Origin of the sequence: Niallia sp. HCP3S3_B10 (genome assembly GCF_052064465.1) — a bacterium.
Taxonomy (GTDB): Bacteria; Bacillota; Bacilli; order Bacillales; family Cytobacillaceae; genus Niallia; species Niallia hominis.
In genome coordinates this window covers 53,721-66,486 of the sequence record NZ_JBQHVO010000019.1, presented here as the reverse complement: position 1 = coordinate 66,486, position 12,766 = coordinate 53,721, and the positions used below count along the sequence as shown (strand labels likewise).

Here is a 12,766-nt window from a genome sequence, read left to right as displayed (position 1 = left end):
GATAACCATCATGAGAAAGTAGCTTTATTTAAGAGCTAAATTAGAGATTGTTCGTCTTTAAAGATTGGTTATTTAGTTTTGTCCCAGCCTCCTCCTTATATTAGAAATGTAAGTAAAATATAGGAGTGATAGGAATGGAACAAACAAAAGCGAAAGTTATAATCATAACAGGAGCTTCTAGCGGTATTGTGGAAGCTACAGCAAAATTGCTTGCAAAGAAGGGAGCAAAAATTGTTCTTGCGGCGAGAAGAGAAAATCGTCTCCAAAAGGTATGCAACGAAATAGAAAAAGAGGGAGGAGACTCAATTTTTCTTAAAGTGGATGTCACTTCTACTCAAGATATGCAAGAATTAATAAAGTTCTCTTTAGAACATTATGGGAGAATCGATGTACTAATAAATAATGCAGGAGTTATGCCGTTGTCACAATTGCAGGAATTAAAAGTTGATGAATGGGATCGAATGATTGATATTAATATAAAAGGTGTATTGTATGGTATTGCTGCTGTTTTACCAACCATGCGAAACCAAAAAGGAGGACATATAATCAATATCTCTTCTGTTGCTGGTTATCAAACAAGTCCCACTTCAGCGGTATACAGTGGGACAAAGTATGCTGTCCGAGCAATTACGGAAGGGTTGCGACAAGAGGAATCACCAGAATCAAACATCCGTACTACGATCGTATCACCTGGGATTGTGAAGACAGAATTAACAAATTCAATAAGTTCCAGAGAGGTTAAGGAAATGGTGTCAAAACAGAGGGGATTTCTATTTCACCCATATGTATAGCAAGGTCCATTGCCTTTGCGATTGATGAACCCGAAGATACATCCATCAATGAAATAATTATACGACCGACTGCCCAGTTATCGTAATGGTTTTTAGAGGGACGGTTCCCTTCCTTTTAGGTAGTGAACCGTCCCTCTGTTACCATTTTGGTTTATCTAATTGGGCTTGTATTCCTAGCTCGTGTGCTGCAGCTAAAATAAATTCTTTTCGAAAGAAGTAGCTTTGATGGCTCACGATTTTGCCATTCTCTATTTCTTGTGATTGAATATCATGAATTTTTAATCCTTCGTCGGTTGCGGCTAAAACGATAATAACTGGTTTTCCCCATAGTATTTTTTCTACTGCTGTATGACCAGGTAACCCATAGATTAGGGAGCCGTTACGCATTTCGTCTTTAGAATATTCTTGGAAGCCAAGGAATGCTTCGTATTGAGCTTGATCACTATATAGGCGTAACATCTTATCTAAATTTCCTTCATTGAAAGCTTGCAAGTATGCCTGAATCGTTTCTTTCTGTGCAGAATTAGTTCCAGCATAAATTTCGGATTTAGAAAAGTCTAAAGAAGCGATTTTTTTCCTAGCCCGTTGAACAGCAGAATATACCCCACCCGGAGTACTTTTTACAATTCCAGCAACTTCTTCAGCGCTAAAGTGGAAAACATCGATAAGAAGAAAGGCCGCTGTTTGTTTCGGCGTTAAATTTGATTCCAAGGAAAGTAGAATCTCTTCTAAGAGTAAATGATCAGAAAAAGCAATGGAGGGAGTTTGAATATCATCTAATATTCCAATCTCTCTTTTTCTTTTTCTGCATTGGTCAATCCAAGCGTTTGTTGCAATTCGAAAAAGGTAGTTCTTTTTATCTGTAATCTCATGCCACCTTTGCGGAGCCATTCCAAACGATTTAATGATGGTATCTTGATATAAGTCTTCTCCATCCCATGGAAACCCTGTAATATATTTACAATAGTTCCATAAGGCTTTGGAGTGGGATGCAATCATTTCTTCAAATTCATGTAATAGTTTTCTAGATTCATCGGTAAAAATTTTTGTAAAATGCTTTTCCATTGTTTTTTCCCTCCTTAACTTCTTTCACATGTATAACGGTTAGGTAGTGCAGAATTATACGGGATATGTATATTATTTGGTTAATTTTATCATCGAAAGAAAGGAGAAGCGAGGTGATTGAATCTAAATATGACATGATGTTGTCTAGGTAAATGATTTATACTATTAGTAATATTAATGAAAAGAGGATGGTTATATGGAAACTAGATGTGCATGGGCAAACTCTAGTGAAATGATGCGAGATTATCATGATAAAGAATGGTGTGTGCCAAGTCATGATGATCAGTACTTGTTTGAAATGTTGGTGTTAGAAGGAGCACAGGCTGGATTGTCTTGGTCTATCGTGTTAAAAAAGCGAGATGCATATAGACAAGCTTTTCATCATTTTGATTTAGAATACTGTGCAAATTTAACAGAATTAGATATGGAAAAAATCAGAACCAATACGGAAGTGGTGAAACATCCGTTAAAGATTAAATCGGTTAAAAGCAATGCATTAGCAATTATGGAGATACAAAAAGAGTTTGGCAGTTTTGCGGAATTTTTATGGGCTTATGTAGATGGAAGTCCAATCGTATCAAACTGGCAATATGATAGCCAAATTCCTGCAGAAACCGATCTTTCAAAAAAAGTCAGTAAAGATTTGAAAAAAAGAGGCTTCAAATTCGTCGGCCCTGTAACCATTTATTCCTATCTACAAGCCATCGGGATAGTTAACGATCACATTAGTAGCTGTTCCTTTCATGGGAATTAAGAGTGCGAGGGAACCAGATAGGCATTCTCCTGATCCCTCGCTTTTTTGTTCATAATATGATAAAGGGAAGCGAGACAACTGTCCTTGTAATTACTTAAATAATAGCGGAGTTTCTTCCCATAATGTAAGAGCAGCTTCTTTATCAATAGCCCATGGTTTGACACCGATTCTATCGGTGTCGTCTGTAGCTATGGGAGCAATGTCTCCATTTTCGCAATAAACGCCACCATATCCTGCTAGTTGTTGGCTAACTGCACACCATACGATGGTTGCAGCACCTTCTTTGATGGTTTTGTGTTCATTATTGTAGCTATCGTAGCCTCGTTCTCCGTTCTTATTAATTGCTCCCATTTCCGACAATTCTTCATCTGTTAAATTATGAGAGAGGTTTGTAACAATACTTCCTGGATGTACCGCAAAGGATCGAATATTGTCTTTTTTATATAATTCATCAAGCGCAACACTCAATAAGGAAACTGCTGTTTTTGATTGCCCATAAGCCACCCACTTATCATAGGGGGTGTCGATAAAGTTAGGATCACCAAAATGAAAAGGAGAGAACCAATGAGCTCTTGAGGTTATCTGGACAACTTTTGCACCATTCGCTTTCTTTAGTTCTGGCAGCAATGCTTTCGTCATTTTCCGACAGAAGACTCCTTCTTCCATTGTGTGCAGGGCTTTAGCCTAACAAAAAGAGGGAGATGGATGTCGGTTTGCGATAGCCAAAACACATCCTCTTATAGTAAAATAAGAACATATATTCGTGTTAGGGGAGTGAGCGCAGTGATCGTTAATAAAGCATATAAGTTTCGTATCTATCCCAATAAAAAACAAATGGAACTCATCAATAAAACGATTGGTTGTGTGAGGTTCACATACAATTTCTTTCTAGGTAAGCAGAAAGACAAAGACGCTTATTGGTATATTGTTGAAAAAATGGTTCAAAATAGTCAACTTTCAACGAATAATTGGAAAGAAAAATGTTTGAACAAATATGAAACAGTAAAGGCAATTCCAGAATTAAAGAAACACTATTCTTTTCTGAAAGAAGTGGATAGTATTGCTTTGCAGAAATCGGTTGAAAACTTGGCTGATTCTTTTAAACGATACTACAAAAAGCAAAATAAGTACCCACGCTTTAAATCGAAGAAGAATCCTGTGCAATCCTACACGACAAAGCATACAAACGGAAATATTGCGGTTGAAGGTAACTATATGAAGCTGCCTAAACTTGGCCTTGTTCGCTTTGCCAAAAGTCGTGAAGTCGAAGGCAAGATACGGAGTGCTACCATTAGACGCAATCCGTCAGGAAAATACTTCCTTTCCATCTGTGCAGAAGTGGAAGTGATAGAGTTACCTAAAACACATTCCGCTATTGGAGTAGATGTTGGGCTAAAAAATTTTGCTATTCTTTCAGATGGTACAACTTTCTCTAACCCTAAATTCTTTCGCACATTGGAAGAAAAGTTAGCTGAATTTCAACGAATCATGAGCAGACGAACCGTTGGTGGCTCAAACTGGTATAAAGTCAAACGAAAAGTGGCCCGCATTCACGAGAAAATGGCAAACGCAAGAAAGGATTACTTGCACAAAATCTCCACTGATATTGTCAAAAACCACGACATAATCGGGATGGAAGATTTGTCCGTATCAAATATGTTAAAAAATCACAACCTTGCTAAAGCCATTAGTGAAGTATCATGGTCAGCATTCAAAACCATGATGGAATACAAGGCAAAATGGTATGGAAAACAAGTGGTGACAGTGGCAAAGAACTTTCCATCCAGTCAGCTTTGCTCCTGTTGTGGCTACCAAAACAAAGTTGTTAAAAATCTTGGCTTACGTGAATGGGAATGTCCAAAATGCCATACCCATCATGAAAATCGAGATATTAACGCAGCAATCAATCTCAAAAAGGAAGCGTTAAGACTTCTAACCGCAGGAACTGCGGGGGTAGCCTACTAAGATAACTGAAGGATACTTTGGTGTTCGTAGGAATCTCCCCCTTCAATCAGACTGTAAGGTCAATAAGGGGTGAGTAGTTCAAGTAACTAATTTAATAGTACTTAAAGGCTCTGCCTGTGTGTAGAGTAATCGGAATTAGTATGCCTATTTTTAAATAAGCCTTTCATTAGCGGTTATAAATGGGATGGAAAGGGGGAGAATTGTCCTCTCTTTTGTATTTTCTATTTTCTTCCTTCCAGTTATTTCAAAACACAGGCTGCAAAGACCTGTGTTTTTTTATAAGCAGAATGGAGGAATATAAATGGAAGAAAGACAAAAAGCGATAGTAGTAGGAAGAAGACTATAATCGTTATAGGGAATATATTGTTTAATAGAAAGAGAGCGACAGTTTTATTAATTCTTGGAAAGAGGGGATGGAAGGAACCGTTCCTTCCATCCCCCTGCTTCATTCTACAACCTGTATATACATGGAAAAATCTGCTGATTCTCCATTTACGATTAAAGTTCCATCGTCGGTGAAACGTGGAACGACTAATCGTTCGTTAATGTTATTAAAAGTTGGTAGTTCCTTTAAGACATCGTCTTGTAATTGATATAATTTTACTGTATCGGAGTTGTTCTTCTTTACACTTAATGCAATGAATTCCTTATATATAGCAAAATTATTAAACGGAGGCGTTTTTATTTGATGAAAATTGCCATTAGAGAGATCAATGTAGCCTAAAATAGTTGGGCTCTCGTCTTCATTTGAAAATGCGGCATATATTTTATTGTTTACTAAGGTAACATATTCTGCTGATTTATAAGGAACTTTATATTTTCCAATCTGTTCAAGAGTTGTAATATCATAGACATAGAACACTGTTTCATTGCTGTTATTTGTTTTGAATTGTTCAGGAATAACAAGGATGTTCTCATATAAATCAGCCTTGCTATTTCTTCCAATTCCTAAGTTTTCATGTATAATGCCTTCCTCCATGGTTGTTAAGTTTATCCAGTTATATCCATAAGCATCACTATAAATCATCCTATTCTCTTTAAGCTGTAAATCCCCAATAACATTGTTTAGTTGTTTGGGCTGCATTTGTGTTTTTCGATTTAAAATATAAATGTCATCATTTCCTTTTCCCCAAACAAGCCAATTTTCATTCGCGGCCATTTTATAAATATCAATATCTTCCGTAGACTTAACAAGTACTTGCTGTGAGTGAGATGTAAGTGAATAGGAATAGATTATTTTGTTATCGGCAAAAATTAATTCATTCGTACTTCTTATAAAAATAGAACGAATGAAAGAAGAGTAATCTACGTTCGGAATGGTTATCTTTTCTAATGGTGTGTCAAATGTTTCGTATGAAGAAAGCCGATTTAATAGAGAAGGTCCAATTAAAATAATAAGGAGACCTATGATGGCGAGTGTACTGAATATAGGACGGAATAATTTTCTTCTAGGAGGAGTTGATCTTTTCATGTGAGTATTGGCAGTTTGTAAAATTTTTTGTTTATTTTCTTTGGAAAGAGTTATATCACTAGGGATTGTTTCATCTAATAATTGTTTAATATTTTTTGACATGTTTCATCTCCTCCTCGCTAATTGTTAATTGCACTTTTTTTCGTCCTCTTGCTAATCTAGTTTTAACTGTGTTGCTGGAACAATTTAATATATCACTAATTTCTTTTACCGATAATTCTGCATAATAATATAGCCAAATTACTTCCTTATATTTTATTGGAAGTCTATTAAGTATGGCAGCAATATACGATTTGTTTTCTTGCTTTAAATAAGCATCTTCTGGTGATTCTTTATCAATAAGAAATATACTAGCAAGCTTGGAAACTTCTATTTTTCGAAAAGCCCAGCTTTTAAAATAATTTCTGCATTCATTTACAGTTATCCGGTATAAATATGTTTTAATGCTGGATCTACCTTCAAATTGATCGAGATTTAAGTAATAACGGATAAACACCTCCTGCACAATATCCTCGGCTTTTTGTTTGTCTTTCACGAGAGCAAAAGCAAGTCGGGTTAAATAATGACCATAGGTATCCATCGCGTTTGTAAGCAATTTATCTCTTTCTTGCTTCTCCAAATTCCCCTCCCCTTTCTATCTATTGATTTAGACAAAACAAATAGAAAAACGGTTTCTTTATTTAAGGATTTTTGAACCATTTTATATAAATTAATTCTAGCACTATATTTACTAACCTCTTCATATAATTAAAAGAGGAAGAAGAGGGGGTACTTTAGGTGAATATTTTTGATTGCGTTATTATCGGTGCAGGTCCAGCTGGAATGAGTGCTGCGCTCATATTAGGGAGAGCAAGGCGAAATATTGCCATATTCGATGATGGGACAAATAGAAATAGGGTTAGCCATGAATCCCACGGTTTTATTACAAGAGACGGGATAAGCCCTCAGATGTTTAAAGAGTTAGGAATGGATGATTTAATGAAATACACGAATATTTCTTGTTTCAAAGCTAGGGTAACCAACATTGAGAAGGCTAGAGGTGAAAGGGGACTACTGCTAGTTAAAACAAAACATCATGATGAATACTTAACGCAAAAGCTTATTATTGCAACTGGTGTTCAAGAGGTAATCCCAATTCCGAATGCAAGACTATATTATGGAAAAAGTCTGTTCAGTTGCCCTTACTGCGATGGATGGGAATTACGGGATCAAGCGCTAATTGTTATTGCCCATACCGAAGCACAAGTCTTACATATGGGGAAACTGGTTTATAATTGGTCAAAAGATTTAGTCATTGCGACAAATGGAGCGGCAGTTTCAGAGAAAATAACAGAGGATTTTCAGAAAAGAAATATCTCTATCATAACAGAACCGATTAAAAGGCTATTAGGGGAAAATGGCTATCTTCAGCAAGTCGAGTTTAAATCTGGACAAAGGATTACGAGAACAGGTGGTTTTATCGTTCCTTCCTATTATCGATCTAATCAATTTGTGGAGCAGCTTGGGTTAGAGGTTCATCCTAATGGAGTTGTAGCGACGGACGGATTTGGTCGTACCACTTGTAAAAATGTTTATGTGGCAGGAGAAGCAGAAAAAGCAGGCGCATCCACTGTCGTCCTTTCTGCTGCAGACGGTAGTAGGACCGGGGTGGCAGTAAATACAGACTTAGTAATGGAGCAGTTTTAAAAGAAGCGGAGGGAGTAGAATCCTCCTGCTTCCATTAGAAATGATTTCCTATCCTCTTGTCATTGGCAGCTGGTTGCTGCTATTTTTAACGAGTAAATATTGAATAACATCAATATTGCTTGCTTTAAAGGAAGCGGCACATGCTTGCAAATATAAGTCCCACATCCGGATAAAACGTTCATCTTTTATTTTCCGAACTTCCCCTAGATTAGCAATAAAGTTAGCATGCCAAATTTCTAATGTTTTTTGATAATGGCGGCGAAGACTTTCTAAATCAACTAATTGTAGACTTGCTGTCGTCATATGATTAACAAGCTCCGAGACACCAGGAATATATCCGCCAGGGAAAATATATTTATTGATCCAAGCGTTGGTTGCGCCACCTTGCTGTCGTGATATTCCGTGAATCAAGGCTACTCCATCTTCTTTTAGCAAATGGTGAACCTGCTGGAAGTATGCTTGTAGATTCTCTTTGCCTACGTGTTCAAACATCCCCACACTAGTGATGCGATCAAATGTCTTATCCTTTAAATCACGATAATCCATTAAATAGACGGTTATGCTTTCTGATAATCCTTTTTCTTTTGCCATTTTCATCACATAGTCATACTGTTCTTGACTTAAGGTGATGCCGGTTGCCTTAACTTGATAGTCTTTTACAGCGGTAAAAATAAGATTTCCCCACCCACAGCCAATATCTAATAAATGTTGGCCAGGAGCTGGATTTAATTTTTTTAAAATATGATCAACCTTATTTTGCTGTGCAGTTTCTAATGTATCTTCAGGAGTTTGGAAATAGGCACAGGAATAAGTCATGGAACGATCTAGCCAAATTTTATAAAAATCATTGCCAATATCGTAATGATTTTGGACATCTTCTTTACTTTTTGTTTTAGTATGGGACTGTTTGGGAAGAAATTTTCTAAATTTATTACTTTGCATAAAGCTGGATGCATTTTCATAGGCAGAGGCAATTAAATCCTCTAAACTGCCTTTTATTTCTATTTTTCCATCCATATACGCTTCTCCTAAAGCTAATGAAGCATTATTGTAAATATCTTTCATACGAATAGGCTTATTGAAAATAAGTTCTATTGCAGGATCGCCGTTACCATAGACAGCTGATTTACCATCCCAATAAGTAACCTTAACTGGAATGGTGAAGGAATTGCTTAAAATAGATTTATATATGGTTTTCTCGAACACACCATTCACCCCTTAATCCCCATTGTTTATGTATAATTTTACCTCTATTTCATGAAATATGTGGTCAATATGCTCAAATGGAATAATAGGTGGATATTTTGAGGAAAAAATCATTCCTTGCAAGAGGGAGAATGGTAAGATGGAAATAGGCAGTATAAACGAAAAAGAGGTGAATTAAATGGAATTTATAAAGGCAGAAGCCAATAGGTTAGCAGAAATTAATAGGATATATGTAAAGTGCAAAGAAAATCTAATCAAAAAAAATATCTTTCAATGGGACGAACACTATCCAAATGTGGACTATTTTCAAGAATGCATAGAAAATAAAATGCTATTCGTTTTATTAGAAGAAGATAAGATTGTAGGACATGTGGTATTAAATGAATGGCAAACAGAGGAGTGGAAGACCATTCGATGGATTGGAAATAATCCTTTGATTATTCACTCTCTCATGATTGACCCCAGTTACCAAGGTAAAGGAATAGGGGCAATAATGGTCAAGCGTATGGAAGAATACGCTCTTTTAAATGAATATGATAGCATCCGATTAGATACATTTTCCGGAAACCCTCAAGCTCTTAAGTTATATAAAAAGCATGGATATGTAGAAAAGGGGGAGGTTATCTTTGTCTCTAAGCCTGTTGGACATCAAAAATATCTTTGTATGGAGAAGGAATTAATATGAATATTACCGCTATTACCGAAACGAACCGTGAAAATGTACGATCATTTTTCCAATCTCATTGGGGAAGCGCGGAAATGGTACTTTCTACAGGTATTTATGATTGCAGTGCTTTAGATGGATTTATTGCCTGGAATATAGAAGGAGAAATGATTGGTTTAATAACCTATATATTAAGAGATACAGAGTGTGAAATTATCTCTTTAGACAGTATAGAGGAAGGAAAAGGCGTAGGGACAAATCTTTTACGCACGGTTGAACAATCAGCCAAACAAGTTCCATGCAATCAGGTCAAAATAATTACCACAAATGATAATGTACTAGCATTAAAGTTTTACCAAAAAAGAGGCTATTACTTATCGGAATTGTTAGTGGACGCAGTAAAGGAAGCTAGAAAGATCAAACCAGAAATACCTTTGCTTGGGAACCATGGTATTCCTATTAGAGATGAAGTGGTGCTTGTTAAGACGCTTTCTATAAAATAATGACGCTGAGGTGATTAATTTGGCTATAACATTGGAACTTTATCAAGAAAAATATAAGCAGGAACTAGAAGAATATTTTTTATCGGAGGAGCAGTTATACTATACTAGTATGCCGCTTGATGCTTTAGAAAAATGTATAACAGAAGAAAATCGTCATCCTATCGTCATTTTAAAGGATGGTGCGGTTGCTGGTTTCTTTGTCCTACATGGATGGGAGGGAGTAAAGGCATATAGTGAGAATAAAGAGGCTATTCTAATGCGGGCTTATTCTATCCAGCATTCTTTTCAGGGACAAGGGGTAGGAAGGAAATCTGTGGAGCTATTAATCCCTTTTGTGAAAAAATATTATCCAGCAAAAAAAGAAGTAATTTTGGCTGTTAATGTGAAAAACACCAGAGCGCAATATGTTTATCAGAAAGCAGGGTTTGAGGATACTAGAAGAAGAGTGATGGGAAGGAAAGGAGAACTAATTATTTTCAATCGGAAAGTATAGATAGGACTGTTCTTAAAGAACAGTAAAAAATAATAGTTGCAAAATGCAAATAATAACGTATAATGAAAGTAGCTTCAATATTTTAACAAAGGAAGGAGGAGCTAGGATGGAAAATCTCCGTGAGATTTTACAAATTACCATGAGAAGATTCGGTGTGCTTGATAAAAATTGTTGTTCTGTTGGAAAAACAGAAATATCGCTTGTCCAAAGTCATATTTTATATGAAATTGATAAGAGAAGTAATCCGTCAATGCAAGAAATAGCAGAGCTTCTTGGAATGGACATTACAACCTTTAGTAGGCAAATTCAATCTTTAGCAAAAATGGAATTAGTGAATAAGCAGCAATCCATGACAGATAAAAGAGTATATGTACTCCAATTAACAACACAAGGAAAAGCAATTGCGACTTCTATTGATACGCAAATGAATCAATATTTAGAGGAAGTTCTCTCTTTTATGTCAGACTTTGAAAAAGAAACCGTCATTCGTTCGCTAAAGTTATTGAATAGTTCCATGGCAAAAAGCAATATGTGCTGTCATCCAGTTAAGTAATGAGGAAAATAAAGTGGCTGTGTTAGATATATTTCCTAATATAGCCTGTGTATAATGCTTGTATTTTACAAGTAAAAGGAGGGATGTTAGATGTGGTACGAAGTGCTGAAAAACTTCGCATGGTTAGTAATGGAATTAACTGTTCTTTTTGTGGTTGTATCTTTTGTTGTTAACTTGCTACAAGGCTTTGTTCGCTATGACAAAGTGGAGATATGGATGAAAAAGACCCCACCCATTGTTAGTGCGCTTATTGCAGTTGTTTTTGCTTTTATCACCCCTTTTTGTTCCTGTTCTACCATACCGGTTGTGGTGAATTTATTGAAAAATAAAATCCGTTTTAGCACCGTTATGATTTTTCTATTCACTTCCCCAGTTCTAGATCCAACTATCCTTACCGTGATGGTTGTTCTAATGGGATGGGAAGTAGCTCTCTATTATACAGTAATCACGACGATTCTTTCGATTATCCTTGGCTTTGCACTAGAGAGATGGGGGTTCGAAAAAGAAGTGAAAAATGTCATTATAAAAAATGATCTTCAAGCAGAGAAGAGATTTAGCTTAAAAAACACGGTTTCAGAAATTTTAACCTTAATGAAAACTGTTTATCCCTTTTTGTTAATAGGGGCAGGTATTGGAGCGGTGATAGGAGGAATCGTGCCGACAGAGTTTGTTGCAACCTACTTAGGCGGAGAGAATTGGTGGCTGATTCCGATTGCTGCAATTATCGGTATTCCTTTATATATTCGGTTATCTTCAATGATTCCGATTTCTCAAATTCTGATTGCCAAAGGGATGGCACTTGGACCGGTAATGGCAATGATGATTAGCTCAGCAGGAGCAAGTCTCCCGGAGTTAAGCTTATTAAATAGCATTTTTAAGCGAAAATTAGTGTTTGCGTTTGTATTATCCGTTTTCTCGATGTCCACGATTTCAGGCTTTTTGTTTTATTTTATATAAGGGAAACCAATTCGTAGGAGGAATGATTTATCATGAACATTTTGAAAAAAATATTCAAAAAAGAGCAGAAAAATGATTGCTGTAACATTATGATAGAAGAAGTAGGAGAAAAGCAAGAGGGCTGCTGCGAGGGAAAGGAGGAGAGAAAGGATGAGCGTAAAGCTTGAGAAGATTTTGAAAGCGCATTGGACAGAGATAGCAGCTATCTATAGATTGGGTATTCAATCTAGACAAGCCACTTTTGAGACTGATGTTCCAGATTGGGAGAAATGGAGCAGTAGTAAAGATCTGTCTACCAGTTTTGTTTTAATAGATGAAGAGGCGAATAGAGTGATTGGTTGGGCTGCTATCAGTAAAGTATCGAATCGCTGTGTGTATCAAGGAGTTGGGGAGCATAGCGTTTATTTACATCCTGATTATCATCACAAAGGTTATGGGAAATTCTTATTAGATGAATTAATTGAACATTCTGAATCAAATGGCTACTGGACACTGCAATCAGGTATTTTTCCAGAAAATATTGCGAGTATCCAGCTTCATAAAAGCTGCGGATTCAGAAGTGTTGGGATTCGTGAGAAAATTGGAAAGCTAGACGGTGAGTGGAGAGATGTTGTATTGATGGAAAGAAGAAGTACGAAATATTGACTTTTTAAGCCGA

Annotated in this window: 15 protein-coding genes and 1 pseudogene; 11 read left to right on the top strand and 5 right to left on the bottom strand. The window is 36.3% G+C overall.

Going from position 1 to position 12,766, the window contains the following annotated elements:
- The first annotated feature begins 134 nt into the window (after positions 1-134).
- A pseudogene (locus ACTNDN_RS10690) lies at positions 135-877 on the top strand (SDR family oxidoreductase).
- Between the two features lie 52 nt (positions 878-929).
- Here the strand turns inward: ACTNDN_RS10690 and ACTNDN_RS10685 are convergent.
- Positions 930-1,856, bottom strand: coding sequence for a sigma-70 family RNA polymerase sigma factor (locus ACTNDN_RS10685; protein WP_109768686.1), 927 nt, complete (start codon positions 1,854-1,856; stop codon positions 930-932).
- Positions 1,857-2,052: 196 nt separating this feature from the next.
- On the opposite strand from ACTNDN_RS10685, the gene ACTNDN_RS10680 reads away from it, so the two are divergent.
- Positions 2,053-2,610 (top strand): DNA-3-methyladenine glycosylase I, encoded by a 558-nt coding sequence (locus tag ACTNDN_RS10680; RefSeq protein WP_109768685.1) that lies wholly within the window; start codon positions 2,053-2,055, stop codon positions 2,608-2,610.
- 90 nt (positions 2,611-2,700) lie between these two features.
- On the opposite strand, the gene ACTNDN_RS10675 is transcribed toward ACTNDN_RS10680, so the two are convergent.
- Complete coding sequence (locus ACTNDN_RS10675) at positions 2,701-3,249, bottom strand: SDR family NAD(P)-dependent oxidoreductase (RefSeq protein ID WP_109768684.1); 549 nt, start codon at positions 3,247-3,249, stop codon at positions 2,701-2,703.
- Positions 3,250-3,393: 144 nt separating this feature from the next.
- Between ACTNDN_RS10675 and tnpB the strand changes: the two genes are divergently transcribed.
- Entirely contained in the window at positions 3,394-4,575 is a 1,182-nt protein-coding gene (gene tnpB / locus ACTNDN_RS10670; RefSeq protein ID WP_109768683.1) for an IS200/IS605 family element RNA-guided endonuclease TnpB, read from the top strand.
- Between the two features lie 445 nt (positions 4,576-5,020).
- Here tnpB and ACTNDN_RS10665 read toward each other — a convergent pair whose 3' ends face one another.
- A complete protein-coding gene (locus ACTNDN_RS10665) occupies positions 5,021-6,148 on the bottom strand; it encodes a hypothetical protein (RefSeq protein ID WP_109768681.1) in 1,128 nt (375 codons plus the stop codon).
- Entirely contained in the window at positions 6,132-6,665 is a 534-nt protein-coding gene (locus tag ACTNDN_RS10660) for a sigma-70 family RNA polymerase sigma factor (protein ID WP_109768680.1), read from the bottom strand. Before ACTNDN_RS10660 ends, ACTNDN_RS10665 begins: the two co-directional genes overlap by 17 nt.
- A gap of 158 nt (positions 6,666-6,823) precedes the next feature.
- Between ACTNDN_RS10660 and ACTNDN_RS10655 the strand changes: the two genes are divergently transcribed.
- A complete protein-coding gene (locus ACTNDN_RS10655; protein WP_109768679.1) occupies positions 6,824-7,732 on the top strand; it encodes an NAD(P)/FAD-dependent oxidoreductase in 909 nt (302 codons plus the stop codon).
- 48 nt (positions 7,733-7,780) lie between these two features.
- On the opposite strand, the gene ACTNDN_RS10650 is transcribed toward ACTNDN_RS10655, so the two are convergent.
- On the bottom strand, positions 7,781-8,938 hold the full coding sequence (locus ACTNDN_RS10650) for a class I SAM-dependent methyltransferase (protein ID WP_109768678.1): 1,158 nt from the start codon (positions 8,936-8,938) through the stop codon (positions 7,781-7,783).
- Between the two features lie 178 nt (positions 8,939-9,116).
- Between ACTNDN_RS10650 and ACTNDN_RS10645 the strand changes: the two genes are divergently transcribed.
- From ACTNDN_RS10645 to ACTNDN_RS10615, 7 genes are all read left to right on the top strand, one after another.
- The gene (locus ACTNDN_RS10645) at positions 9,117-9,623 is read left to right on the top strand and encodes a GNAT family N-acetyltransferase (RefSeq protein ID WP_109768677.1); all 507 of its coding nucleotides are present in this window, start codon (positions 9,117-9,119) and stop codon (positions 9,621-9,623) included.
- Positions 9,620-10,105, top strand: a complete 486-nt coding sequence (locus ACTNDN_RS10640) for a GNAT family N-acetyltransferase (RefSeq protein ID WP_109768676.1) — start codon at positions 9,620-9,622, stop codon at positions 10,103-10,105. Before ACTNDN_RS10645 ends, ACTNDN_RS10640 begins: the two co-directional genes overlap by 4 nt.
- Before the next feature lie 19 nt (positions 10,106-10,124).
- Positions 10,125-10,598, top strand: a complete 474-nt coding sequence (locus tag ACTNDN_RS10635) for a GNAT family N-acetyltransferase (RefSeq protein WP_109768689.1) — start codon at positions 10,125-10,127, stop codon at positions 10,596-10,598.
- A gap of 106 nt (positions 10,599-10,704) precedes the next feature.
- Positions 10,705-11,151 (top strand): MarR family winged helix-turn-helix transcriptional regulator, encoded by a 447-nt coding sequence (locus ACTNDN_RS10630; protein WP_251627894.1) that lies wholly within the window; start codon positions 10,705-10,707, stop codon positions 11,149-11,151.
- A gap of 90 nt (positions 11,152-11,241) precedes the next feature.
- Positions 11,242-12,108, top strand: a complete 867-nt coding sequence (locus ACTNDN_RS10625) for a permease (RefSeq protein ID WP_109768674.1) — start codon at positions 11,242-11,244, stop codon at positions 12,106-12,108.
- A gap of 32 nt (positions 12,109-12,140) precedes the next feature.
- Positions 12,141-12,275 (top strand): hypothetical protein, encoded by a 135-nt coding sequence (locus ACTNDN_RS10620; RefSeq protein ID WP_268817950.1) that lies wholly within the window; start codon positions 12,141-12,143, stop codon positions 12,273-12,275.
- A complete protein-coding gene (locus tag ACTNDN_RS10615; RefSeq protein WP_109768673.1) occupies positions 12,259-12,753 on the top strand; it encodes a GNAT family N-acetyltransferase in 495 nt (164 codons plus the stop codon). The genes ACTNDN_RS10620 and ACTNDN_RS10615 overlap by 17 nt, the downstream gene beginning before the upstream one ends.
- Positions 12,754-12,766: the final 13 nt, after the last annotated feature.

What these genes read in the sequence shown, in the direction of transcription:
- ACTNDN_RS10620 (WP_268817950.1), top strand. Translation starts at nt 12,141, where the DNA reads ATGAACATTTTGAAAAAAATATTCAAAAAAGAGCAGAAAAATGATTGC.
- ACTNDN_RS10630 (WP_251627894.1), top strand. Translation starts at nt 10,705, where the DNA reads ATGGAAAATCTCCGTGAGATTTTACAAATTACCATGAGAAGATTCGGT.
- ACTNDN_RS10680 (WP_109768685.1), top strand. Translation starts at nt 2,053, where the DNA reads ATGGAAACTAGATGTGCATGGGCAAACTCTAGTGAAATGATGCGAGAT.
- ACTNDN_RS10625 (WP_109768674.1), top strand. Translation starts at nt 11,242, where the DNA reads ATGTGGTACGAAGTGCTGAAAAACTTCGCATGGTTAGTAATGGAATTA.
- ACTNDN_RS10645 (WP_109768677.1), top strand. Translation starts at nt 9,117, where the DNA reads ATGGAATTTATAAAGGCAGAAGCCAATAGGTTAGCAGAAATTAATAGG.
- ACTNDN_RS10675 (WP_109768684.1), bottom strand. Translation starts at nt 3,249, where the DNA reads ATGACGAAAGCATTGCTGCCAGAACTAAAGAAAGCGAATGGTGCAAAA.
- ACTNDN_RS10665 (WP_109768681.1), bottom strand. Translation starts at nt 6,148, where the DNA reads ATGTCAAAAAATATTAAACAATTATTAGATGAAACAATCCCTAGTGAT.
- ACTNDN_RS10685 (WP_109768686.1), bottom strand. Translation starts at nt 1,856, where the DNA reads ATGGAAAAGCATTTTACAAAAATTTTTACCGATGAATCTAGAAAACTA.
- ACTNDN_RS10615 (WP_109768673.1), top strand. Translation starts at nt 12,259, where the DNA reads ATGAGCGTAAAGCTTGAGAAGATTTTGAAAGCGCATTGGACAGAGATA.
- ACTNDN_RS10640 (WP_109768676.1), top strand. Translation starts at nt 9,620, where the DNA reads ATGAATATTACCGCTATTACCGAAACGAACCGTGAAAATGTACGATCA.